The 25,325-nt window shown below is 43.4% G+C and carries 24 protein-coding genes; 20 read left to right on the plus strand and 4 right to left on the minus strand.

The window, feature by feature from the left end:
* Positions 1–162: 162 nt before the first annotated feature.
* Both WFI24_RS33610 and WFI24_RS33615 read left to right on the plus strand, forming a co-directional pair.
* Positions 163–522: a hypothetical protein gene (locus tag WFI24_RS33610; RefSeq protein ID WP_079351247.1), complete on the plus strand. Its 360-nt coding sequence runs from the start codon at positions 163–165 to the stop codon at positions 520–522.
* A 46-nt stretch (positions 523–568) separates the two neighbouring features.
* On the plus strand, positions 569–1,417 hold the full coding sequence (locus WFI24_RS33615) for an ArdC family protein (protein ID WP_336766123.1): 849 nt from the start codon (positions 569–571) through the stop codon (positions 1,415–1,417).
* 487 nt (positions 1,418–1,904) lie between these two features.
* Here the strand turns inward: WFI24_RS33615 and WFI24_RS33620 are convergent, their stop codons facing one another.
* Positions 1,905–2,420: a hypothetical protein gene (locus WFI24_RS33620; protein ID WP_336766125.1), complete on the minus strand. Its 516-nt coding sequence runs from the start codon at positions 2,418–2,420 to the stop codon at positions 1,905–1,907.
* A 168-nt stretch (positions 2,421–2,588) separates the two neighbouring features.
* Here WFI24_RS33620 and WFI24_RS33625 point away from each other — a divergent pair, with 168 nt between their 5' ends.
* From WFI24_RS33625 to WFI24_RS33650, 6 genes are all read left to right on the plus strand, one after another.
* The gene (locus tag WFI24_RS33625) at positions 2,589–2,723 is read left to right on the plus strand and encodes a hypothetical protein (protein ID WP_263364118.1); all 135 of its coding nucleotides are present in this window, start codon (positions 2,589–2,591) and stop codon (positions 2,721–2,723) included.
* Between the two features lie 735 nt (positions 2,724–3,458).
* The gene (locus WFI24_RS33630; protein WP_336766127.1) at positions 3,459–4,859 is read left to right on the plus strand and encodes a helix-turn-helix domain-containing protein; all 1,401 of its coding nucleotides are present in this window, start codon (positions 3,459–3,461) and stop codon (positions 4,857–4,859) included.
* Between the two features lie 695 nt (positions 4,860–5,554).
* A complete protein-coding gene (locus WFI24_RS33635; protein ID WP_336766128.1) occupies positions 5,555–5,782 on the plus strand; it encodes a hypothetical protein in 228 nt (75 codons plus the stop codon).
* A gap of 60 nt (positions 5,783–5,842) precedes the next feature.
* On the plus strand, positions 5,843–6,217 hold the full coding sequence (locus WFI24_RS33640; protein WP_336766130.1) for a hypothetical protein: 375 nt from the start codon (positions 5,843–5,845) through the stop codon (positions 6,215–6,217).
* Positions 6,218–6,220: 3 nt separating this feature from the next.
* Positions 6,221–6,385 (plus strand): hypothetical protein, encoded by a 165-nt coding sequence (locus WFI24_RS33645; RefSeq protein WP_336766132.1) that lies wholly within the window; start codon positions 6,221–6,223, stop codon positions 6,383–6,385.
* Between the two features lie 723 nt (positions 6,386–7,108).
* Positions 7,109–7,858, plus strand: coding sequence for a hypothetical protein (locus tag WFI24_RS33650; protein ID WP_336766134.1), 750 nt, complete (start codon positions 7,109–7,111; stop codon positions 7,856–7,858).
* Positions 7,859–7,886: 28 nt separating this feature from the next.
* On the opposite strand, the gene WFI24_RS33655 is transcribed toward WFI24_RS33650, so the two are convergent.
* A complete protein-coding gene (locus WFI24_RS33655; protein WP_336766136.1) occupies positions 7,887–8,369 on the minus strand; it encodes a cell wall hydrolase in 483 nt (160 codons plus the stop codon).
* A gap of 922 nt (positions 8,370–9,291) precedes the next feature.
* On the opposite strand from WFI24_RS33655, the gene WFI24_RS33660 reads away from it, so the two are divergent.
* From WFI24_RS33660 to WFI24_RS33670, 3 genes are all read left to right on the plus strand, one after another.
* A complete protein-coding gene (locus tag WFI24_RS33660) occupies positions 9,292–9,519 on the plus strand; it encodes a hypothetical protein (RefSeq protein WP_336766138.1) in 228 nt (75 codons plus the stop codon).
* Between the two features lie 248 nt (positions 9,520–9,767).
* Entirely contained in the window at positions 9,768–9,947 is a 180-nt protein-coding gene (locus tag WFI24_RS33665; RefSeq protein ID WP_143805850.1) for an aspartyl-phosphate phosphatase Spo0E family protein, read from the plus strand.
* Between the two features lie 129 nt (positions 9,948–10,076).
* The gene (locus WFI24_RS33670; protein WP_336766141.1) at positions 10,077–10,565 is read left to right on the plus strand and encodes a hypothetical protein; all 489 of its coding nucleotides are present in this window, start codon (positions 10,077–10,079) and stop codon (positions 10,563–10,565) included.
* A 233-nt stretch (positions 10,566–10,798) separates the two neighbouring features.
* Here WFI24_RS33670 and WFI24_RS33675 read toward each other — a convergent pair whose 3' ends face one another.
* Together WFI24_RS33675 and WFI24_RS33680 are read right to left on the minus strand one after the other, a co-directional pair.
* A complete protein-coding gene (locus WFI24_RS33675) occupies positions 10,799–11,074 on the minus strand; it encodes a hypothetical protein (protein ID WP_336766142.1) in 276 nt (91 codons plus the stop codon).
* 6 nt (positions 11,075–11,080) lie between these two features.
* On the minus strand, positions 11,081–12,214 hold the full coding sequence (locus WFI24_RS33680; RefSeq protein ID WP_336766143.1) for an Alp7A family actin-like protein: 1,134 nt from the start codon (positions 12,212–12,214) through the stop codon (positions 11,081–11,083).
* Between the two features lie 581 nt (positions 12,215–12,795).
* Between WFI24_RS33680 and WFI24_RS33685 the strand changes: the two genes are divergently transcribed.
* The 9 genes from WFI24_RS33685 to WFI24_RS33725 all read left to right on the plus strand — a co-directional run.
* A complete protein-coding gene (locus tag WFI24_RS33685; protein WP_336766145.1) occupies positions 12,796–14,202 on the plus strand; it encodes a primase C-terminal domain-containing protein in 1,407 nt (468 codons plus the stop codon).
* A 1,112-nt stretch (positions 14,203–15,314) separates the two neighbouring features.
* On the plus strand, positions 15,315–16,052 hold the full coding sequence (locus WFI24_RS33690; protein ID WP_079351231.1) for a replication-relaxation family protein: 738 nt from the start codon (positions 15,315–15,317) through the stop codon (positions 16,050–16,052).
* Positions 16,053–16,056: 4 nt separating this feature from the next.
* Positions 16,057–18,423, plus strand: a complete 2,367-nt coding sequence (locus WFI24_RS33695; RefSeq protein WP_336766147.1) for a TraM recognition domain-containing protein — start codon at positions 16,057–16,059, stop codon at positions 18,421–18,423.
* 17 nt (positions 18,424–18,440) lie between these two features.
* Positions 18,441–19,508 (plus strand): conjugal transfer protein, encoded by a 1,068-nt coding sequence (locus WFI24_RS33700; protein ID WP_336766149.1) that lies wholly within the window; start codon positions 18,441–18,443, stop codon positions 19,506–19,508.
* Positions 19,509–19,519: 11 nt separating this feature from the next.
* On the plus strand, positions 19,520–19,744 hold the full coding sequence (locus tag WFI24_RS33705) for a hypothetical protein (RefSeq protein ID WP_079351285.1): 225 nt from the start codon (positions 19,520–19,522) through the stop codon (positions 19,742–19,744).
* 14 nt (positions 19,745–19,758) lie between these two features.
* A complete protein-coding gene (locus WFI24_RS33710) occupies positions 19,759–20,223 on the plus strand; it encodes a TcpE family conjugal transfer membrane protein (protein WP_336766151.1) in 465 nt (154 codons plus the stop codon).
* A gap of 18 nt (positions 20,224–20,241) precedes the next feature.
* Entirely contained in the window at positions 20,242–22,836 is a 2,595-nt protein-coding gene (locus WFI24_RS33715) for an ATP-binding protein (protein ID WP_336766152.1), read from the plus strand.
* 2 nt (positions 22,837–22,838) lie between these two features.
* Entirely contained in the window at positions 22,839–23,330 is a 492-nt protein-coding gene (locus WFI24_RS33720) for a hypothetical protein (RefSeq protein ID WP_336766154.1), read from the plus strand.
* Positions 23,331–23,336: 6 nt separating this feature from the next.
* Positions 23,337–25,325, plus strand: a 1,989-nt coding sequence (locus WFI24_RS33725) for a CD3337/EF1877 family mobilome membrane protein (RefSeq protein WP_336766156.1), incomplete at its 3' end; no start/stop codon positions are given.

The raw sequence follows: 25,325 nt of genomic DNA on the forward strand, positions 1-25,325 counted from the left end.
GCCTAATGGAAATGTTACTTTTGATACTCATTTTGTTTTCAATTTTCCTTCAGTCCGTCACGTTCCTGCTCAACTGGTCAGCTAATAAATACCGCGAATAGGAACACGCGGCAGCAGCCGCCCGGCTGCTGCCCAATCTACTAAACGAGTCGGAGGAAAATCATGAAAACTCATAAACCTAAGATTGTAGCAGCTTTGACTGTCTGTCATGGCATTTATAAAAAAGCGATCTTTGTCTTGAATGGACAACCTGTGAAGATAAATTTTTTGACGATGGACGAGTACAGGGAAATGGTCGGTAATCTTTCACCCGCCAGAACGCATGAGTGGGCGGGGATGCTGAAGAGGGTAGACGAAAGAAAACCAATCTATTACTGCATTTGGACAGTAAAAGTCACTGAATGTCACCTGATAACCAACAAGATTCAAGAACTAATCGATGCGGTCATAAGCGAGAACGTGGCGACTTTTGAAATGGACATTTCATCTATCGAAATCCGCGGACAGCAAGAAGCAAATTAACCCCGTTGCGCCGGGTTTCTCCCGGCGCAGAAAGGAGACTTCAACAATGGCAGCTAAGAAAACAAAAAAAACAGTATATGAGATTGTGACGGAACGGATTTTACAGCTGTTGGCGGCGGGTGTCGTGCCATGGCGTAGGCCGTGGGTGGTCAATGGGGCTGTAAACTGGCTGACACAGCGACCATACCGGGGGATTAATACTTTGTTGCTGACGCCGGGAGAGTACGCCACCTATAAGCAGATTACTGAAGCAGGGGGCAGTGTAGAGGGCGCCAAATCCCAAATTGTTGTGTTCTGGCGTTGGTTAGAAAAAGAAGATGCTGATACCGGAGAAGCTGATAAAATACCGATGCTTCGCTATTATCGGGTGTTTGACATAAAGGATTGTAAGGGCATTAAGAGCAAGCGGAAGGAAGTCAGTTTTGAGCATGACCCCATAGCTGAAGCGGAAGCCATTTTGAACGGATATGCGGACGCGCCGCCTATCGGCTTCGCGTCTGGGCGGGCTTGTTATATGCCTGGTCCGGATAAGGTCAGCGTCCCGCCACTGCAAGACTACCCGAAGGCAGAAGAATACTATTCGACTTTATTTCATGAGCTGGCTCACAGCACCGGACACCGGAACCGTTTAAATCGGCCAGGCATCGAGGAATACGCCGCCTTTGGAGATGAAAATTATTCTAAAGAGGAATTGATTGCAGAAATCAGCGCAGCCATGCTGTGCGCCAGCTGCGGCATCGATAACAGCACTATCGAGAACAGCGCCGCTTATATCCATTCGTGGCATAGGAAATTGAAGAGTGATCCGACATTAATCGTCAAGGCCGCAGGGCAAGCGCAGAAGGCCACTGATTACATTTTAGGAACGACTTTTGAGGAACAGGGAAGTGAATAAATCGGCAGGGGCTTTGCCCCTGCTAACAATATTGAAAGGATGATTTACATGATTTACAGATACTATAAGCGACCAACTACCCGTAAAGCATTGCAGACGGTGAAACGATTAATAGAGCGGGGCCGATTGTGCCCGAGTGAAATTATATCTATACGAGGAAATTATACCGTTGGGCGGTGGTACCGCTTGACGATTCGGACAAAAGAGCAGCAGTTTCAATTTACTGGCTTTGCTTGGTTCTATTCAGGAGAAGGCCCCCGAGGGATTCAGCAGGCTTTACAGTGGCTTCTAGTACCGGCAGCGATAGTCCAGCGCCTAACTTGCCATGAATACCATGGGGATATGTACGAACCAAATTGCTTATTTATTGCCTGAAGACACAATAGCGAGGTAATGAGTTTCGCCAGGGGGATAACTCCCCCTGGACCCCCTCTCGGAAAACAGAACAGCCCACAATGGCTTATTGAAGGCTTGTTTTTGGAAGAAGTTACTTCTGTCCTTTTTCTCGTTCTTTGGCCGCTTGGCGTTCAGCGTCACGCCGTTTCTTGGCTATGGCCCACTGTACTAATGTGGGGATTGCAGAGCTAACGAGTTTATCCATAGATCCGAACCGCTTCCCAGTAAAGGGGCATACATATTGATCCCGTGTTTCAACAACTGCATTTTCGGCTTGATCAGGAAAGAGAATCTGATACATGGATTGTTTCGCCGCTTCTATGATATCGTCAGGCGGTAGAGGCTTATCAGAGAATCGCCAATGGATGTCCCACTGTTCTTCAGCGTGGCGGCGGGGATAGGTAACCGGATTACGTTCCTGTTCCCATTCCGGTCTTTGGACCAGAATGGGAACAGGAACGTTCTTTTTCATTTTATCCTTTAGAAAGGCGGCCACAGTTTTGCCTGATTGATCAATCTCGTGCCACTCTTCTTCGGTCAGCGTTAGCGAAACTTTTTTTGTGATTCCTTGGGGCGGGCGGCCAACTGGCCGAGGTTTCTCATTCAATAAGGTTCCCTCCTTGGAATTAAAGTAACCTAAATTGAAAGGTAATATAGGTTACTTTAATTGTCGAGATAGAAGCTGTCTCCCAAGAGTAAAGCTGATATAATGATGATAGACAAGTAACCGGTGGGATTTTTGTCACGGCGAAGCTACCCGAGAGGGGGTGACGCTGTGTCACTTGATCTGATCGTGAAGATTCTGGATTTGCTGCTAAAATTGGTCGGCATATTTGCTGGCCTAAAGACTTTGTTTGGCAGCCGGAAACAGAAGAAGTCACGTAAAGACAAGAAAAACCACCGGCGATAGGTTGGGCCCTTGATCCGGTGGTTTTTCGATCATTTGTAATGAAATCTCGCCGTGGTCGCCCACTGGAAATTTGTCTGGATAGTCGTGATGCGGTCAACATCACGGCTATTTTTATTATACCCAATGTCCATTGATATATGACGAGGGAAATTCAATTGCCGTTGTGCCAAGTATAGCACAACCATATCCTTATTTCTACAGATCGGTATGGTCTCTAGGGAATTTCCATTCGTCCATTTCGCGGGGATCAACGCCATACAAGTGACTAATTAGCAGGGCCAATGTGATACCTGGAATAACGACGCCATACTCTATGTTTTGATAATTTCGCAGTGAACATTTCATGTAATTGTTTATTTCTAGGACTATTGATTCTTGAGTAAATCCTGCTGCTATCCGAGCTTCCTTTAACTTCATTAATGCCCAAAGCTCCTCTTTTTAATGTAAATGATAGAGCAGATATGAAATTTTCATCACGATTTATATTTCACGAAATATATTGCGTGTTGCATATTGTTCTGGATATAATTAGGAAAAGCTGATGATTTTCAGCTTTTGAAACCTTTGCCGGGTGAATTGGGAAAGCTCTTACTATTGTTTGTAGGGGCTTTTTTCTATTTTAAGTCGTTAAAGACGCATACACGTTATTGACCGTCGTTTGATTCATAATTAGTATCAACTATATATAGGCTTTTAATCCTAAATTTTGGTTTTTGTAGCAGGGGGTGTCTTTGATTGGGATCTGTAAATTCTATTCGAGAAAAATTGATGCAGCATATGCAGAGTAATAATATTATTCATTCGCAATTTGCCGATATATCGGGTATCAATTCCGGTACACTTAGCCGGATCTTACAGGGTAATAAGCCCATTTCTATGAGACAGCTCATTGCCATCACCGCAGGAATGGGGTTACCTGAAGACTACTTTTTTGAGGATTACATAGAGGAATGCTTTTCCTTTTTGATCTCCATACGACGTATACGGCCGTTTATTTTTCGTTGTGCTGAATTAGATCGATTAGAATATGTTGAACAGATCGTGAATCGTCTGCTGGAGGATCTATCTTATGTATCTGTGCTTTTTGATATAGCTGAAGAATTGTTTTCGAACAACAGACGCCTTGCAGCTGGGATATTGTATAAAGGTGTGAGCGAAGCCGAAAAGTATCAGCATTCTGAACGGTTGGCGTTGTGTCAGTACCGTTTGTTTCTGATTGAGTTGGGAGATGATCTGGAAGAAAATTTGCGTGCGGCAACTCAATTTGAGCTGTACGTTAATCGTCTCGATGAAGCTGATCAGCTTGAAGCCTTAAAGCAACTGATGCACGTTTTCGGTATGGTTCACAAGTGGCCGAAAGTGGATGCTTTAGCCAAGGAAATGCACCGGATCGCAGCGATACAATATGATTTGCAATGTCGATCTGAACGAATAGAAGAAGGGCAGAAGCTCACGGAGCGACCTTTGTACTATTATATTTTGTATGCTTATCTGGCCCGAGCTACAGCTAGTGAAGAATGCGGCGACTACAACAGAGCATTAACATTTGTGGATTTGTATGCCAATGGTGAAAGTTGGGTGCAGGAGAAAGACGAGGAAGCCAGCCAAATTCTAGGGCAATTTGCTGAGTGGGGCGTTGCCAACACTTATCTGTATCGTTTAATGTCCGGAGAAGTGGAGGTACTGAATGAGTATGCCGATTACATAGCGTCTCAAGAAGATGAAATATTTATTGCTGTGCGGCATATTGTCCAAGCAGCTAATCTATATGGGTTCAATGTCGATAGCATCCTGGAGCGTTTTGCAGCATATATACCTTATCAATCGGACAAAACGGAGTTCGGCGAATATAAGCCGGCTATTTTAAAAGAGAGTTATGCCCAGTTTCTTAGCGACCTTGCGGTGTATCGTTTCAATCAAAGCAAGGATACTATCACTGCGATAAAACTTGTACTAGAAGGTTTGAATTTATCGATTACAATTAATAGTGGTAAGAATATCATTACTTGTATGACCCTTTTTGAGCAGTACAGGGATTGTGCGGATCTCGGAGCAAAAGAGAAATATAAAAAACTATCAAGTGAGGTGCAGCGACTCAATGCGAAAAAAAGTGTTGTTCTTCTTGACACTCTGTAGTGTTGCGATTGTCGTTTCTACGCCAATAACATTAGCTACAATGGGGCATGGGTGGGGAACTTAAAGCGAAAAGTACGAAGGGTGTTCCAGATTCTCGGGAGCACCTTTTTTCGTTTCCCTGGTTGTAACCTGGGCTTGGTTTAAACCAAGCCTGGAACAAACTGACGTTATCCCAACCCCTTGCTCAAAATGATCAACCCCTATATGTGGCATTGCTCATTTTGAGCAATGCCACATATAGGGGTTATTGTGGAATCATCGTCTTTAGATTGTTCAGGCTCGCTCTTTTAGATCGGGAGGGGCCGATCCGTCTGCAGGATGATCGAACGTGTTGCAGCTGCGGCGGTCAAACGAAGGAAGAAGACCAGGACAGGAGATTAAGTCGTTAGGGCTGATGCTACCGGCTCTAAGGCGGCAGGAGCGGCCACCTAAGAGCCGGTACGCACCGCTGCGGGGTTACTTGGCCCGATAACCAGAGCGCCTAACCCGGGGTAAAAGCTCCCCGAGCAATGGGGAATCCAACGTTTCCGATTAGCTGAATTACAGCCTGTAGATCCATAAGTAAAAACCTCCCTTCTTTAGTTTAATTATACTATATAACGTTACGTTACGCTATATAACAGATTTTCGAAATATACGTTACAATAACATATATTATATGTTATAATAAAGTGATGAATGATAGGGGGGTACTCATGGAATCAAAAGAAAAGCCTTCTAGGCTCACAGTTTATCTTCCGGAAAAAGCTAGAGAAGAGTTACTGAACATCGCTAATAATACCGGATTATCTCAATCGCATCTGGTAGTTCTTGCTACATATAGTTTAATAGCTAACTATAAGACTAAAGGAAATGCAATTTTTTCGGAGTTGTTAGGTATTGGTTCGAATTTTAATGGAAATGAGTTACAAAAAAAGGAGTAAAAATATTGTGGTACGTTACGAATCGCTATATAATATCCATAGTTGAAAAGGAGGGTGAATATGAAATATAGTATCAATTTATTTGGGTTTGCTGTGGACTGTGATATAAAGATCAATGGTGAGAATTTGGGTATAGAAATACCGGAGGAAAATCAGAAGGCATTAAAGCAGTATTTAATACGTGTATTGCCTAAATATGGAAGAGAAGCATCTAATGATTCGTCTTTAGATACTTTAGTAAGACTGTCCTTAGATGCTGAAAAGTCATTAGATGGTCGTATGGTAGAACCAAAGTTAAAATTACCCTATGAGTTCCAGCCTGAAATTAAGGAGAAATTAATTGAAGCAGCTGCATTACAAGAAACATCAGCTACTCAATTATTGATCCGTATTATCGAAAATAAATACCAAGAAGTCATGGGACAGGAGGAATAAATAATGGCATACGGAAATAAAGTTAAGTTTCATTATGACGTACCTGTGTACATTAAAAAACAGCTAGCTACGGCAGCAAAAAAACTAAATATGACAGCAACGGAACTGTTATCTAAAACAATTGAAGAAGAATATGAACGTGTAATAAGGGAAAAAAAGGCTAAGTGATATTAGCCTGTAAGACAAATTGATTCATCATTTTAATTTGATTTGAGGAAAGACTTAGGTAGGAATAGTCTTCTCCAATTTGGTCATATGAAAAAACGTGACAAATAGTATACGTTTCCAATAAGTTGTGTTCGATTAGATAAACATGAACATTAGGTATTTCTGTTGTTATATGACAATGGAATTGAGATGTCAAACTTGCATCCACGATCCCCATAATATGTTGCTTTACTTCTACTGGAAACAAAGTGAGACAGTTTGCAAGAACCTGGTTTTCATATACTAACATAAGACGAGGAACCCCCTTTTAGTTGAATAACCGTTTCTGTAATAGGTTCTACTATTATACCAAACGTACGTTCGCATGTTAAGGGTGTAATTTCCACATGAGTATATTTTTTACGTCTAAACAAAGTCATTTGTTTCGGTTTTTCAGGTTACAATATTGACGTTTTGTTGTTATTTTTATCAAATATTGTTTTATAATGAATAAATAGAGAAAGATTAATAAATTCATTTTCTAAAAATTCCTTTTTTTGAAAAAGGTGTTTTTTTATATCACATCATATTGCGTAACAATACGCTACGTTTTATAAAATGAAATAATGGTAATGATCGTGAATTGAAATGTTACTTTATTTTAATAATAAAATACATTTTTTAAACTTATTGGGTGTTAAGAATGTGTATACTAAAAAAAACTTACAAGTGGAGGATATTCGTTTGAAAAAAATCATTATTGTCACAATGGTAGGAGCTATTTTGTTGTCCGGATGTGGTGCAAATAATCAGTCTTCAAGTCCGGCAAAAATTGATGAGAATGCGTCCACAGAAAGTGCATCAACACCAGCTACATCAATTCCCAATATACTGCTATCCGAAACATCAGATAAGAAAATTGCTGTTTACGGAGTTCAAGAGAAAGCACAAGAAGATTTGTTTTCGTCCCTTGATGTAGTAATAAATGGAGAATCGAAAACATTCAATTGGAAAAATGTATCCAACCCCTCCTTTTATCCTCAAATTTCGGTCATTGATTTAGATGCAGATGGAGAACATGAAATTGTTATTGTTCTGACCAAAGCGACAGGAACTGGAATACATGATTCGGAAGTACACGTGCTTAAATCAGACTTTACAGAAATATCAGTTTCGGATCCGAAAGAATTTGTTCTGAACAATATTAAAGTTGATCTAAAAAAGGAAAAGGAAACTCGCCAATATACGGTTTCGGTTGATGGTAAAGAGTATTCATTTGAATTCAGTGAAAGCGATTCAAGCGATTGGTTTGAACAACCAACGGTTCAGAATATAGTGAGATTTGGAATAAAGGATAATCAGCTTATTGCAGAGTTGCCAATTCAGATTTCAACAGGTAATTATTTAGGGGATGCGATCGTTAGATATGCATTTGTTAATGGAAAATTAGAACCGTCTAAAATAGAGATTACAAAAGAAGGAAGCTCATTATGAGCTTCCTTCTTTTGTTGTACATGGATTATTAATATCCGTCTACTCGGTAGAACGTATGGTCTCCCAATACTTTCTTTTCAACAATTTTTTTGTTACCGGCTCCAAAGTTCCAATACTCTGTAGTGCCTGACTTGATGACTTTAGAAGCAAAGTAAGTATTGGTGACAAACCACAAGCATTTTCCGATAGGGTTAGAGAGACGTGAAGAGGCAAGAGCTTGTTCAACTGAATCACTCCAAGCGGTGCTTGAAGTGTTTGGCTGACGGGCATTAATGCTCGTCATACCTTCAAAAGCATTTGTTTTGAGGATAACACCTTTATATGTGTTTCCGCCAAATTCGCTCAAGTTTTTGTCAACACGGTTACTGACTACCCAAGCAACACCAGCTTTACCGGTTTTGGACTGTGTAGATGCCTCAGCATAAATGAGTCGTGCCAGCAAGTCAGTTGTATCAAGGTTATCAAATTCTGTAAGACCAGGTGAATTCGGAAGTGGATCTCCCATTGCCATAATAAATCGCTCCTTCATGATTATGATTTATCAAGATGGGGGGTTCTCTTCTTCTGAATGCCCCCTGCAATCAGTGAAGAGAAGATCTTGTAAACATAGAATATCATATAGCGTAACGTTACGCAATATAAAATAAGAATATTATTCAGTTTCCATTTTTCGTGCGGCGGTCAAACGAGGGAAGAAGACCCAGGATGATATAAGAGATTAAGGCATTAGGGCTGATGCTACCGGCTCTAAGGCGGCAAGAGCGGCCCCCTAAGAGCCGTTACGCGCCGCTGCGGGGTTACTTGGCCCGATAACCAGAGCGCCTAAACCGGGGGTAGAGCGCCCCGGCTAACGCGCTCTAGGTTCCTGTGCCGCGCTTTACACCCCGCACGGAGCCAAGGTCAAGGGCGTTCTGGGGCGGGTCAGGGAGGGCATGGCGGCATCATGTCCGCTCCGCTTTGCTGCGCTCCCATCAAGCAGCCATGCATAAAAGCAGCACCATGATTCCGCTGCGCTTCATCATCGTGCTATCCGTGAGCTGATTCCAGCGAAGGAAGGAGAGAACCGGCTTATGCCGGTTCTTTTAGATTGGAAGCATTTTTTTCCCTTTTGCCTTCCGCATGGTAACCCGTGCAAGCCTACTAAGTGTCCGGCAGGCCGAGCCTCCGGCTTCGCCCCTCCACCTCCCGGACACTAAGTAGGCGGCCAGTCGTTCAAGGGGCAACAAAACTTTTTCTTCCCATTGGAAAGGAAAAAGCGGAAGAAAAACTTTTGTGTGCTGATCCCTTGACCGTCTGCCATTGCCCGGGTTCCCAAGCATGCGTCAAAAGGGAAAAAAATTCCCCTTTGGGGATGCCAGCCACGCGGCAGGCAACGTCCAAAAAAATCTTTTTTGACACCCAAACCAATTCAATAAGAGAAAGGATGAAGTGCAATGGAATCTCAAGAGCTAAATTTTCACTATTACTATGACGAGGAACTTGATAAATGGCTGTTACCACAAGAAATGTGCCAGCTTGGGGGATGTGATACTAAAATCTTGGATTTTGATAGTGAAGATGCAGCCTACCAGAAGGCGCTGGCACTGACTAAGCAGGGGAAAACAACGAAGGTAGGGGCACCTTGTGCGGAATGTTACGAAGAACACTTAAACGATATGTAAGTGGACAAGCAATAAAAAAGGCTATAACCGCTCGCAACGGTTATAGCCCCTAACTTATAAATGGTTTCAACCTCTGCTAAAGGTTGGGTAAGAGGTAGATGCTTTCTCAACCCTTACATGTAAAAGTATACCATACTGCGACTGCATATGCCAATGTCAACTGTTCATTTTATCGTTTTTTGTGCCGTTAAAAGATTATGCTATTATCTGACAGCAAACCCTAAAATATCACAAAGGAGATGTGTACTATGACAAGAAGCATGCTCATGCAATTACGTATTGAACGTGCCAGGAATCGCCTTTACGTCCTGACAGAAAAATACGGGGATTTTCAGCATCCTGCTGTAATCAAGCAGTCTATGGTGTTGGATGAATTAATTAATCAGTATAATAGAGCAGGAGAGCAAATAAAAAAGCCGATTGTATGACCAATCGACTCTGGGCGAGAAACTTTTGCCGGGTTCACTCGCCCCTTTATTTTAACAGATCAAGCTCAAAAACGGGATGCAGTCATGTAAATAAATTTTAAATTAAAATGTGAGGAAGGAGTCCAGATCATGCAGACATGTGCGTATTGTGGATCGGAAGTTGAACCAGTCGGAAACGGGATGTATTGCTCGTTTTGTGATATGGAAGTCTACCAGGACGATATACAAAATAACGGAATGAGAAGACCGGTACGAGCTGATGAGATGGTTTTGCTTTCAGGCGCTGAACGATCAACACAAGAGCTTATGGAGAAAGACAGTTACTATTTGACTGTACTTTTAAGGCTGGTTCGAAATGAACGCAAGCGCACATACAATCTGCTGAGAGTAGTTAATAAAGGAGCAGCCTTACAACCAGGCGAATCTTCTTTTAAGTCTGGACAAGATGAAGGTGCGCGGAATTATCGCTATTGGACTCGGAAAGCGTGGATTATTGAAAACATTCTACGTGATAGAGCCGGTCACTATCCGGCAAAAATAACTGATAATATGCTCAATGGCATCATTGAACAAGTCCAGCAAAGTAATGAGAAACCGATGACGTTTTCTCCAAAATGATTGTTCGTGATTTGTTTCAAAATAGATCCGGGATCAGCTCCTTCAGCAGTCTTTATTTGGCTATAAAGCCGAACGTTAAAAAGATGGCCAACATGTAGAAGTTATGAAAATCCAAACGATAATATATAACTGAATTTAAGTTACCTAAAAGGGGTAAAGAATAATTAATAGGTCTTCAGCACAAAAAACCATCTTTCAGGCAAATGCCTGGTTAGATGGTTTTTTGTTTGAGTTTATTCATCCTCCATGCGTGAAGTGAACGCTTGCCCGCCGATCCCTGAAGGGAGTCGGCGGCGTTGTTCTGTTGTTTTTGGCGGTTCCTCGATACGCTGCTGCATTTGTTGTTTAGGGCTTGGAGCAACTGGCGTACCTTCGTTTTTTGTAGCATTTATGAAGTATACAGCAGCGAATTTAAGAAATCCGGCTTGGCTACCATACTGCTTCATGGCTTCCAGAATCTCTGCATGCTTTTCTTCGTTAAAAGTGACTTCGACACGAACTTTACTCAACGTTTATCACTCCGATCTAGCAGCTACCGTAGCTTTTGCGTATTTATAGAAACCCAAGGCATTAGCAATCTCTGCATCTTTAACAAAGTGGGCATATTGGTATTGGCTTTTAACTTCATCTTGTCTAACTACGTTTGATGTTCCACCAGTTAAGAGCATCGTATCGTTTCTTAACGTTGCTTTTAAAGTGGTGCTGATTATATTCAGCACATCCCTGGTGTATTTGGTTATGGCCTTATTTACAAAGTTTGTAATCGGGAAGGACTCATTTTTATTAGGTTTGAAGAAGTATCCTTCCTTTGGATCGGATTCTCGGAGGATTCTTTCGACTTCATAGGAGGTCAGTCCTTTAATTCCGGAATCGGTAACCAGGTTTACGATACGATCATAGAGTTCATAGGCACCGCTTGGTTTTTGGGTGCGAGGGCTGCTTAAATTCATGTTTTTCAATGTATCAATAAGCATCGTGCCGCCGCCAATGTCCACGACTACGACTTGTTCTTCTAATAGGCTTGCCTTTTCTTCAATAATAAATCCTTCAATGTCTAAGACCTCATTATAGGCTGTTCCCACTGGCTGAGGGTTTACAATAACTTCTTTAACCCGGACATTTAAGCTGAAATCTTCAACCTTGATATTGTGATCGCCTAGCAGCGTTTGGGTAATGGCCTTGACAGCAGATTCGGTGAAATCATCTGTCGGTACGCCGGTGGTCACTGTAACCTCTAGTATTCCTGTTTTGGCTTCCTCAAAGTCCATTGCCAATTCGCCTATGGACATGTCGGCCAGTACCTTAAACTCGCGGCGAGAATAACGGTCTTCAAAGCCGATTGTGCTAATGAATTTTTCTTCTGCGTGAACTAAATGTAGATCAGTTCCCCAGGCATAAGCAAAATCAGGATCTTTGCTAGAAACGTATTTTTTAATATGTAACTGATCTTTTGTGTTCAGTGCTGTTCGCTGATCGCCTAAGTCGTCATAGTCCAGATAGTGAGAAGGAAGTATTTTAGCTCCCAAACGCTCTACTAGAGTTTTGGGTTCATCCTTTTTTTTGGTAGATGCGTTGCGTTGCTGTTCTAAAGTCTTTTCAGATATTAGTTTCACTTGCTTATTTCCTAGATCCAATGAGAAAATAGTCATTTTTTTCATCCTCTCTTTAATACCGGTATATTTACGGTGAAATACCGTTCTATCTATTATAATACCCGGTAATATACCGGTATGTCAATAGAATGTAGTCAAAAAATACCGGTATTTTACTGGTAAATTAGTAGATTCATTTCCCTTTAATACCGTTAATATACCGGTATTTTTTGGCGGAAAAAAAGACGTATTTCCAGCGGAATACGTCTTCGGCTCATTTAGGAGAATCAAAACTACTTGCAAAAATAGAAGAATAGTGGCAAAATCTGATATATACACATATCCACAGGTTGATAATTTTCGAGCATATAAGAACGTTTTTAATATAAAAGAACAACAAAACACAAAAAAAATAAAGCACCACCACTTTTTATAGAGAAGCTCGGTCGCCAAACTAATCTTCTCTATAAAACCCAGAGTTGTGCTTTACTTTTAAAAGCTCTATTTGAGGTTCAATAATAACTTAACCTTTTTGTTAGGTCTATTATACCCCATTTGCGAAAAAAAAGTAAAGTACAAACTCTTATTTTCCTATTGCCTTTTTTGAAGGCAAGTGGTGCGGAAATGGGAGTTTTTTTATGTCTATTGCTGTCCAGTCAAAGGTGCCGCAAGGCCATATATTACGTCGTTTTTTTAGATCGCAAATTCAAGAGGTTCCAAGCAAGCACAAACAATCAGGTGCTGGCCGTGGATACGACTTCGGTTGGATTTATACCAGCCAGGATTGCCATACATATAAAGCATGCCGGTCATATGATACGTTAGCCTGGCAAGCAGAAAGTAATACATACTACACCCCGAATACATTTTTTCGAAACGATCGGCGCGCCCAGGATACCCTTCGCTGGCTAAATGCTGTTGTATTGGACGTTGATACAAAAAATGGCCAAAATGAAGGGCTTATTTTGCCTGATCTTTTGGATCGGATCAGCGCAGCCGGTCTACCCCAACCCTCCCTTATTGTCCGGACACCTTCAGGTGGATTTCATGTTCACTTTATCTTAGATCAGCCTCGCAAGGCGTATTCTAATGCTGTGCGCCGGTACCAGCTGCTTCAGCGGACAATCGCTGAAGCTATTGGTGCTGATCTTCAGGCCATCGGCGCTGAGCGCTTTTTCCGGATTCCTAATGACAAAAACACTATCTTTCAAACAGATGCTACGGTGTCGTTTGATGAATTAAATGACTGGTATTGGATTAACCGTGTTGAAAGCCGTACAAGCCATTCTAGGGCTGCTGGACGTGCTGATTTAAGTGGTAGAGGGATATTGCAGCATCCGGCTTTCCAGGCTCTTCTACGTGGTGTACAAGTTGGTGCCAGAGATCAGGCAGCGTATACTTTGGCACTGGCATTTAAGGTAGAAGGATATTCGGATGAAGAAGCAGCATCTAAATTGCACGCATGGAATGAGATGCTGGATAGACCTTTGCCGGGTCGAGAAATTGAAAAAAAAGTAAAAAGTGCATTCCGTGAAGGGGCGAAAAAAGGCCCGAAAGCATCCTTCGTAACGGAACTCTCTGGAATCGCATTTCAATATGGCCCGATCTGGGAGCCAGCGAAGCCGAGAGAAGAACGTAAAAACAGCCATTTTGACGAATGGGCAAATGATGTAATTGAATCCCTGAAGGCTTTGCCTGGGAATGTAATAGCAGATTCACAACGAAAACTGGCCGCTCATTGGGGCATGTCTTTATCATCTTTTCAGTATGTAATTCGCATGTTAATTGACTCGGGACGTATTACCGTAGAGGTTACCGGTAAAGGACGGGCAGCTCAGACGATTATTCAACTAGTCTGTGCAGATGTGGAACTGGCAGAAATGGACCTCAGATCCCCCATTGTATCCAGAGAGTCGAAGACTCAAAATTTTAATGTACCAAGCTCCAATACACTTATCTTAGATACGGAGGTGGGTGGGGCTGGTTTTCTTGTAGGTAGTTTCACTTACATGCACTTTTGGATTCCTGGGACTGATCCACCTTAATCGGCTGTACCCCCTTTCTGGGACTTCTTGGAACTGTTTCTCCAGGGCTATTTTCTGTTTCTATCTAGTTCGTATGTTCCATATGGGTACTGTTTGGGGCATGTAAATCTGGGAGTTTCTGTTCATTTTTTGGGGATTTTATACATTTGTCTGGTAGTTTGCTGTCGTACTTTGCTATACTAAAAACGTAACTAGAGCGTTACAAGGGGTATTAACCAAGACGTTAACTAGGCTGTCCACCTCTTACTATTTTAGTTGATATTTAAAAATGGCGCCAAGCCTTTTTGCTACTGGGGAGCGGGAATCCACCCACCCCCCGAGAGCAATTCCTGACCCCACCTACACAACGTCCGTAGTTGGGGTCAGGAATAACGGGGGGTGGGTGGATTCTAAGTTAGTGTGGTGTGTGGTGTGATTTTAATTATTTTAGATTTAAAGATTTAAAGAGGTGGATGAGGTGTGGAGGAAGGGGGAAAGAGTTAAAAGATTAAGTTCAAGAGATGAAAGAGAAAGAGTTACAGGTGAGGTTATGAGTTAGTGTGGAGGTAGGAGTTAATTTAGATCGGAGTATTGATGTGACTGTGTGGTTTGAGTTACTTTAGTGCGGATCGTGGAGATACTTTGGTGCTGGTATTGGATATGTTTGTGGTGGGTGCTAGCTAGTGCATTGAGTGCGTGCAGGTAGAGAATTGGTTAGAGATTGCGACAGGTCGTCGCTGAGCATTGATGTTGATTTGCTGCTTGTGGATATGTCTCTATTGGTTGCGAAGAGGCATTGATACTTGTGGATAAGTTATAGTCTTAGTTACGTTTTTAGTTACACTTTTTTATGTGGTATATCTGCGGAAGTGTTGAAGTATGTGTTGTGGTTTTGTTGAGTGACAGGCAATGTGCTTTTGATTAGAAGGTGGTCGGTAAGTATGCTGATTTAGGAAGACGTATCTACGACTTTTTTTTATTGATATACTGCGACTAACACTTTGTAATAATGAAGTACAATTTGCGATCTTAGTTACATTGCTAGTTACTGTTCAGAAACGTTTACGAATGATATCTGAAATTTGGTATAGTTAGAAGGAGAGTGATTTAGTCAACGAACGGGGGGCGCTTTTTTGATTAGCAAATACACGGATTTTAAAGCGAAGGACTTGGAGATTCTACGCTTTATTCTGAAACATGGAATCGTTACATCAAAGCAAATCCAGACCCACATTAATGAAGATGGTATTCATAATGTTTATCGTAGATTACGAAAGTTGGAGAATGCAGGAATGATCTGGAAGAAGAAACTTGCGCTCACATTGAACGTTTATTTTCCAAAGCGCGATGCCAGGGATTTTTTAGACTATCCGGTTACTGTTGCGAATGATACAAGTATGTATACCGCACAGCATGATTTAATTATCAATGATTTGATTCTGCATTTGAAGGCGCAGCTGAAGAACCAAACATTTGACTACAAAACGGAACGGGAATATCGCTTTGAATTGCTGGAAGATCGAGGTAAGGCGGATATGCTCAAAAAGTGGAATGAGATCCGCGAAACGTTGCCCGATTTTGTCATTCTGCTGACGAATCATACGATAGCTGTTGAAGCCGAACTGAATACGAAAGCTGTATCCAGGCTGCAAAAAAAGATTGATCTTTATGCGAGAGAGATCCGGGAGGGGAAATATACTGATGTTTGGTATTTTGTCCCTAACGGCACGGTGGGAAATGCTATCGAACGTGCGAAGGTTCTAGTGGCAAAAGAATGGGCAAACAAAGCCAGGCCTGCGGAAACCGAAGCTGGCGTGAATGTATTCCGGCAAATCAGCGTGAAATCCCTACCGGAAGAGGTAAGGGGCTGAACATGTGCAGCGAAGTGCTGACGACGATCAACTACTACAAGGCAGAGGAACTGACGAAGAAGCCAAGACGGTAGGACAGATAGCAATTGCTGTGATCGGGCTTGTGGCTGCGTGCTTTACTTTATTCGCTCTTATAGCGGCGGCATTGATTTATGTGGGGGCAGTGTTTGGAATCAAGAAAAAATGGATTTTGTACACGCTCCTACCAATGGCTGCATTCGGGTTACTGATTATACACGGGGCTCACGAATGGATGGCTCTATTAGGTTTCATGTCCTGGCTTCAGATCCCGTATGTTACTCCATTGGCGGAAGAATACTTGAATCGCAACCAACCTTTTCCGATCAATGCTTTTAGCTATTTAGGGACGTTATCCCTGGGAATCCTGATGGCAAATGCGGCGCATCCGTTTATCGAATACTACCGCAGTAAAATCATCAAGTCGAAACATGATGGACTCCGAAAGCGGAAAAAGGAACGCGACTATCGACAATTCCGACTAAACAGGGAAAAATACTTGAATAAAAAACAACTTCATTTCCGGAAATCTAACTCGTCCGAAAACTTTATTGGATATGACGAATTTCAGGAACGAGTGGCTTTGAAAGCACATGAGCCGAACCAGCATATTTTGGCTGTTGCCACAACCGGTGGCGGTAAGACTGTCTTGATCGGAACGAACGTGGAAAACGCATTGCGTCAAAACAAGCCCATCATTTTTATGGATGGCAAGGGTGAGCTTAAATCGATGCTTGAATTCAAGGAAATGTGCGAGAAACATGGACGTACCGTCCATATGTTCACCGATATAGACGAATTATCATTTAACTTTCTGCGGCATGGATCTCCAACGCAACTGCGGGATAAGGTCATGAACCTGTTTGAATGGTCCGAACCATTTTATAAAACGAACTGTTCCAGGTTTCTGCAGCTCGTCTTTCGGATGCTTCGAGACTTTGACCAGCCGATAGAACTTGCAACGGTATACGATTTTACAGCCAAGTCGAAGGTTGCGCGATTTCTGGCTGAACAGACTGAACGTGCGAAGGTGATGATTGAGGTTCCCAAGCCGGCTAAATTTATTCTGGATCAAGAACTGCTGCCGGAAGAACCACAGCCAGAACCGGAACCCATTGAGCTGACCAGTGAAGAACTCACGAAAGTGTTGGATGAAGAATATTCATCAATGGAACCGCCAGAGGAACGGGAGCCAACGCCAGAACTACCTGTTGAACTCACTAGTGAAGAACTTGCGAAACTGTTAGACGGCGAACCTTCAGCAGCAGTAGAGCCGGAACCTGATTCTGCCGCGTCCCTTTTTGGGCTTCAAGAAGTGAACGAATCGTTCGTTACCGTTGAACCAGAACCAGAGCAATTATCCGAGGTAGCAGAGCCTGTAGAGGAAGAAGCTAAGGAGCTTCCAGCAGATGCTATATCAGAAGAGCCTATAAAAGAAGATCCGGAAGAGGAAACAGCTCCGGTGAAAGCAAGCATGTTGTTTGAAGGGCTTGACCATGGCGAGGATGAGGGACTGAGTGAACCCGAGGTGCGGTATCAGGTTGAATGGGACGAGGAAATGAGAGCCAAAATCCAATATTACCGGGAGCGGTTTTTTGGATTAGAAGAAGAGGATGACGAGGATGAACCGTCAGGAATCAGTTTTGGCGCACTCACCAGTTTGCGTAATCAACTGGCCGAACTCATTGAATCGGATCTTGGACATTTATTTGTTGAAAGAGAAGACGGTATAGACCTTAAAACGATCACGGATAACAATGAAGTTGCGATATTCTCCATATCCGGAAACAAGTATAAGGATTATATCAAGACCCTTGGCCGTGTCGTGATAATGGAAGTGAATACTTTGGTAGACTACCGTCAAAAAGAGGGCAAGAAGTCTATCATGTCGGTCTACGACGAATTTTCGGCTTACGTCAGCCATGAAGTGGTGGACGTTATTAATAAGAGCCGGTCTGCTGGTTTCGAGTGCCTGTTGTCCGTACAGGGACTATCAGATATTGATGCTGTTGATCCTGTGCTTACCCGGCAGATCATTAACAACTGCAATACCTACATGATTGGGCGGGTCAACGATCCGGCAGATGCAGAGGTACTTGCGGCGGCATGCGGTACTTATGAAGACGCAGACATTACCAGTCAGGTGGAGAAAAACGCTTGGAAGAAGCGGTTTGAATCTGAAATGGGGACTGTACGAATGGTACAGCGTTACCGGGCGCATCCGGATGATATTCGCGGACTTGGTACAGGCGAAGTTTTCTTATGCCGGAAGACTATTGAGCAGGACGGCGCGCCTTATGTGGCTCGTGTCTATGTTCGCAACGCGCTTGATCTCACCGGAATCGGTGCTTAAATACAGGGGGTGTAACTATGGCGAAAAGTTTAGCCAAGCGGAAAGCTGCGGATGATGCGCCACAGCAAGAAAAAGTGTCTGTTTGGGAGAAGATAAAACGATTTTTTCGGAACTTACAGAAACCCAAGGTGGAAGAACGTAAAGCCTATCGTCCACGTGGCTATCGTACAAGGAAATTTGGAACAATCGTTTTTTGGATCATGTTTGGTTTTGTGTTTCTGGTGTTTTTCTTCTCTACGCTGAATCCGTCTAAGCAAGAGGATGTGAATGCAGCAGCTGTGGAACAAACTCCAACACTAAACCCTGCCACAACCACTACAGCTGTCCAATATGCCGAGAATTTTGCCAAGGAGTATTTTACTTGGAAGCCAGGTAGCGAAGCGCTGGCGAAGCGTCAAGAGCGTTTGGCGCCATATCTGGCTGAAGGCATCGATCCACACGCTGGCTTAGAGCCAACGTCATTAAAAACCACTTCGGTCTTATTGTCAACGGAAATCGCCAATATCGAGGAAAAGGGCGATAACAAGGCTTACGTTACCCTAAAGGTGTATCAGAAGCTTGGTATTCCGAAGGAAGTTGAGACTACAGACAAAAAGACGAAAAAGAAAACCACAACCACTAAATATGAACCTAAGGAAGTTAGTAAATTTTTTGTTGTACCGGTAGCCTATGCACAGAATTATGGAATCTATGATCTACCGAAGTACACCTATATCAATCCGCAGACTACCGTTGTCGCGTCAGATCCGAAAAATGGTTTACAGGATGTAGCAGAATCTGAGGTTAAGCAAAATATTCGCAATTTCCTTGATACTTTCTTTGGCTCTTATGCCACAGATCCTGCTGACAAGTTAGCATATCTGCTTGAAGACAAAGATCATCCAAGCGGACTGAATAAGCGCATGAACTTTGTGAACGTTAAAAATTCGCAAATTTATCAGGGTGAGACTCCCGAAACTTATATTGTCTTTGCCACTGTAGTATTGGAAGATCCCGTTTCAGAGGATCGCTTCGTAACCAATTACAGATTGGATATTACACAAAAAGATGGGCGTTACGTTGTAAGTAAAATAGATCAACAATAGGAGGAATCAACATGAATATTGGTTTTGATGGGTTGCTGGACTGGGCATCAGAGCAAGGAGGGAATTTGATCCTGGTTGCTGCTATTTTCTTCGCTATTGTCCTTGCCTTTAAACGTCAGTTTATCGGTGCTATTGGTACATTTTTGGTACTGTTGGTGGCATATTTGATTGTTTCGAAACCAGAGGTGCTAGGGAAAATTTCTGAATGGGCTGCGAAACTAGTCGGCATAAATTAAAGGGGGCAACCTTTATGCAGCAGCGAAAGGATATGTTTGTTCTCAATGAGTTTCTGAAGTTTGAACGCAAGCTGTATCAGTTTGCTGGTTTTAAAGTTGGGCGACCTCTCAAATTGAAGTCTATTGGCTACTTTTTCGGTATCGCCGCAATTATGGTTGGTTGGTATTACATTCCTGTGCTGAATATACCTTTGAAAATAATACCAAGCTCCATTTTAATTGCGGCACCGTTCATGCTTACGTATCTCCTGATTGACGTGGGGACGGAGAATCGACCACCGATTAAGTTTGCTAGAAGCATGGTGCTTTATCACATGAGGAAGGCAAAGCGCGTCACTTACTTTAAGGGAATGGAGCTGGACCGACCAAAGTCATATGGCTTTGGCGGTCAGCTTTCTGCCAGAGAATATCGCTTGAAGAAGAAAAAGAAGAAACGTACCAATTATCAATTTGAAGGGTACATGACCATGCGAGATTAGAGGAAGGAAGGTGATCTAATGAAGGTATTTACCGAATTTCCGACAAAGCACATTGAAGGAAACTTAGCTTTTGGGCGGGATGGAAGCGTGTGGGCTTATTATCAGGTCGAAGGTTATGGGTACGACTTCCGGGATTATGTCCAGAAGATCCACCCTTTCAATAATCAGTTATCCTATTATGTCGAAAATATGAGTGATCTACATTTCCTTATGATCCCGTCCCTTACGGACGTCAACGGGATTTTGGATGAAACGATAGAGAGCATTATGAGAAAGGATTATCCCCTGAAAGAGAACGGGATTGATTACTTCGAAAGGTTGAAACAGACGCTCAGTAATCAACGTTCTTCCCGGGAAACCAATGAATATCATACCTACATCGGGGTACAACTTGATCCTAAAAAAAATGAGTTTAGAAAGGTTGGTAATACCGGCCTAGCGGTGGTTGCCGGACTGACGGACTTCATCAATGGTTTTAAATCGCCAGTGTACCGCGCAATGGGGCTGGAACCGAACGATATTCTGAAAGTAGACATTGAGCAGTATAAACATCAGGCTGAAGGGCTGCGAGAAACCCTGAGTCAGTCCATGTCTTCCCTGGTCCGGATGCTCAGTAAGGAAGAAACACTGTTCCTGATCGAGCAGAACTTTAGCGTTACGCCGAACGATACCAAGCTGCGGAAGGGGTATGAAACCAGCGTAGACGTTTCCGGCATTGATGGGGAGCGGAAGGAGCATGAAGCGCGTCGTGGCCGGACGCAGTCATTCTATGAACTTCAAAATGCAGAAATTGAAGAATACGACCAAAAGACACTCAAGCTTTACAAAATGGTGGATGAGGAAATCAAGGAAAGTTACGTCCAGTACCTGGTTGCTGATAAAATGACGCCACACAGTTTGCATCCAGGATCGGAATGGATGTTTCATATCCAAAACCGGCTACGCTTTCCGGTTGCAGTGTCGGTAAAAGCTGGGCTGCTGCGAAATGATCAGATCATTAAAAACCTCAGTAACGTGCGGCTTTCCTACGAGGATCAACGGCAAGAAGCCCACAAGGGCGACAGTCACGTGGATCTCAACACCGAAAAGGCTGAGAGTGGAGCTATTCAAATGGAAAGCCGGTTTACGGATACTGGTTACCCGGCATATGGATGTAGCTTTGTTTTCCGTGTATCGGCCAAAGACAAAGACCAGCTGCGTGTCAGAGTAGACGAGTTGAAGCGGGAAATGCAAGCTTTCGGTATTCACTTGCTCAGTCCGTATGGGGAAATGATCTCGTACTTTATGGAATTTATTCCGACTTGTCCGCGGATCAATAAGGACTATATTCAATACGTGGAGCCAACAAAGCTGGCCGGGATGATGTTTGGAGCCACGACGAACATTGGCGACAATCGCGGTTTTTACATCGGGCAGACGCTCAAGCTCAACCGGCCAGTGTTTATCCAACCTGACTTGGCCGCAAAAGCATTTGAAGGCGTAAATAACGTTGTCGATTCCCTGGCTATGATGATTGCAGGCATGACCGGTAAAGGTAAGTCATTTTGGGCCAATCTGTATACCTATCTATGTGTACTTACCGGATCACGCGCACTCATTATTGATCCAAAGGGTGACCGAAAAGGGTGGGCAGCGGGCTTGCCATTCATTCCACCGGAATTTATTTCGGTCTGGACATTGGGAGCAGATAAGAGGGACGCAGGTTGCCTAGATCCGTTTCGCACAAGTGTTTCCATTCAAGAAGCGAAGGACATTTCATTGGATATTCTTTCGTTCTTGTGCGATCTAAATTTGGGAGATCCGGGATTTACGCGATTGAGTGAAGCAGTGGAGCAAGAGGGGGATCAGCATGATCCGTGTCTTGGAGGGGTGCTGCATTACTTCAAAGGGCAGCTTGGAATAGGCGGTTTGAGTGAGCGGAACCGTGAAGCTATTCAGGGGATAGTGGAAACTCTTGAGACATTGAAGCGCACTCAGATTGCTGGTCTGCTCTTCGGTGAAAAAGGCCAGGATTATCGAGTCCTGGAAGTGACGAAGCCACTCCAGGTGTTAATGGTGCAGAACTTGAAGCTGCCGCGCGGTAACAAAGCGCCAAGACCGATCGAAAAGATTTCCGAAGCCATTCTGATATCGATTACCTCCTTTACGAAGCAATACATGCTGGAACAGGATCGGTCGATTCATAAGGTTATCATGCAAGACGAGTCCAAGACGATTGAAAATTCGTCTGAAGGCAAGAACCAGATGGACTTCATCGTTCGTATGGGGCGTCACTATAATACGACTTTGGTCAAAGGGACACAAAACGCTACGGACTATGACGAGGATGTATCCAATATGGGAATGAAGTTCTGCTTTGCTTTGAAAAAACTCGAAGAAGCAGAAGAAATGCTCAGATATTTTGGTCTACCGGTTACACCATCCAACATTGAATATCTTAATAGCCTGGATCGAGGTACGGCACTGTTCCAAGATATCTATGGTCGGACAGCTGCTGTCCGGATACATCCAGTATACAAAGAGATCGAGGAAGCCTTCGATAGCTCAACCGCTACTCAGGAAGACCGGGAATACGAGCGGGAACGCCAAGAAAAAATTCGGATGGGGGTATGAGTATGCGGACAGGTCGGACTATCTTTAACACGAGCTTTGTAAGCCTAATGCTTCTATTGTTTCTTATCGGCTGTTCATCAAAGCAAGGGGGTACTGAACCATCCGCTGATGTGAAATCAGCGGATGCCCTGGCTCTAACCTATATTCAGGCTAGTGTTGAATTCGATGATGATTTATTTAAGACCATATTATTTTCGGATCAGCCTAGATACGCAAATTTGAAAGAAGGGAAGCATTCTAATCCTGGGAATTTTGAGAAACTTGGAGAGAAATATTCAATCTATCGGTACAGTGAGGAACCCAACGAACAAGGCCAAATTTATTATAAGGTAAGTTATTTTTTGGATAATCATCAAAAGTATTTTTCAGATCTGCTGAGAATGAGTAAAGAAGATGGGCAGTGGAAGATTCGAGAAATTGACGAAGAGGAAATGTCGAGAAATGCGAATCCAGACGAAGTAATAACTGTGCACAAAAGCGATGACGAGGGGTGATCCAGAATGAAACGCTGGATTCGATATGGCATGCTCGTCCTTATTTTTTTCGTGAGCTGTATGCTGCCAATAGCCAGCGCAGCCGATCCGGATGTGCTGGCTGGTAAAAACATTTCGTCAAACCTGTTTAACACAGACCACGAAGTAACCAGCAACGGATCTCCAGCCTATTACCAAATTGATGTCACTTCGAAAACAGGAGACGAAGAAGAAGAAGGTAACGTTTTTACCAAAGCTTTCTCGACGGTTGGTAGCTGGATTTCGGGTGATGCCGTTAAGGACTCGATCATGGCCCAATTTTATGAGGCGATGAACTTCATGGTCAATATCCTGTTCAAAATGAATCTGTACATGACCAATGCCATGCTAACCGTTCTCGACTATGCATTTGATTTTGATGTAGTAAATACATTGATCGAGCGTATTGAGGGAGTCATGCAAAGTGTAACGGGCATATCCTCCATGGGCTTTAGTGGTATGGGACTGTACGGGAAGTTAATTGGAATCATTGGAATTTCTGTTGGATTACTATTTGCTTATCAGTATTTCTTTAAGCACGCGCAAATTGAAGCAGTCGGAAACCTGGTCAAGACATTCCTAATCTTGGTTATTACGCTATTGTTCTTCAGTAACTATGCCACTGTGCTGAAGGGGGCTAATTCTCTTACGACAGAAGCTTCAGCCATTATCATGGGAGCCGGTTCGTCCCTAAGTGAAGACGGTTTAAGCGCAAGGCAAAGCATGGGCAACAATATGTGGGATTTATTTGTACATCGTCCCTATTTATATATGCAATATGGAACGGATAAGGAAAGTGAGGTAGGAGAAAGTCGGGTTGATGAACTTTTGAGTAAGCCGCCAGGACAAGTGAGGCAGGATTTCGTAGAAAAGAACGAAGTCAAAGAGTCAGGAAATGGAATGATGACTTATGTACAAGTACCGGAGCGTTTGGTTTTCACTGGATTGTACACTGTAGTTAATGGGATTACATCCATTCCGATATTTGCCTTGGCATTACTCATCATCGTGCTTCAGTTTTGGTTTTTGGCCGTGGCCTCACTTGCACCGTTTTACTTACTCATTGCAGCATTTCCGGCGGGTGGAGGCGTGTTCCGCCGATATACGGAGGAACTGGCATTGCCGCTCATTCTTAAATTGGGCGTATCGTTTATAGCGTTGATTGTATTTACGATGTCGGAGATCGTGTATCAGGAGGGGAATAGCGACAGCATCGGATACATTGCCGTTGCCATCATTGAGTTTGTTATCCTGGTGTTGATCTTCCTGATTCGTAATCGCCTAATCAAAATATTATTTGCCGGCAACCAAGCTGCGCGGCAACTGGCTATGGAAGCATCACAGTTTGACCGTCGCATGAACGCTGCTAGGCATAAGGTGACACGTGGAGCTGCTCAAGCAGCAGGAACCATGGCCGGTGGACCAGCGGCGGGAGCTGCGGCGGGAGCAGCCGTAGATAGTATGGAGAGCGGCAGAGAAACAGGCACCGTAGCAGCATTGGAGAATGAACGCCTGGACGCTTCAGATATTAATGCTACTGCCGGTACTGATACAGATAACGATCTTGACGATAACGCGCCGTTGCAAACTGAAAGTTTAGGAGATCCGCCACCACTAGGAGCCAGTGGAAGCGGCGTGAGCGCCAAGGTGTTAGCTGGGGTAATGGCGGGTAGTGCCGGAGCAGAAGTAGCGGCGACAAGCTCCGCGAGTGTGCCACAAACGGTGTCTTTAAACGATACGAAAGGCAGCATTGGCGCTGCGGGAGACTTGGCAATACCAGCCTTCATGCGCCAGAGACCGCATAACGGCCAATCGTCTGGAAGTGTTCAGGGAATGGGTAATGGTTCTAACGTTACGCCGCTACACGGCGGCGTAGGGGTACCAGGAAATGCAAATTATGATGAATCTATTAGATCCAATGATTATTTCACTGGCGGCGGGAATTTACAAAATGAATCTGTGTCCTTATCAGGCGGC

It is taken from the genome of Paenibacillus sp. USHLN196 (assembly GCF_037144955.1).
Lineage (GTDB): Bacteria > Bacillota > Bacilli > Paenibacillales > Paenibacillaceae > Paenibacillus > Paenibacillus xylanexedens_C.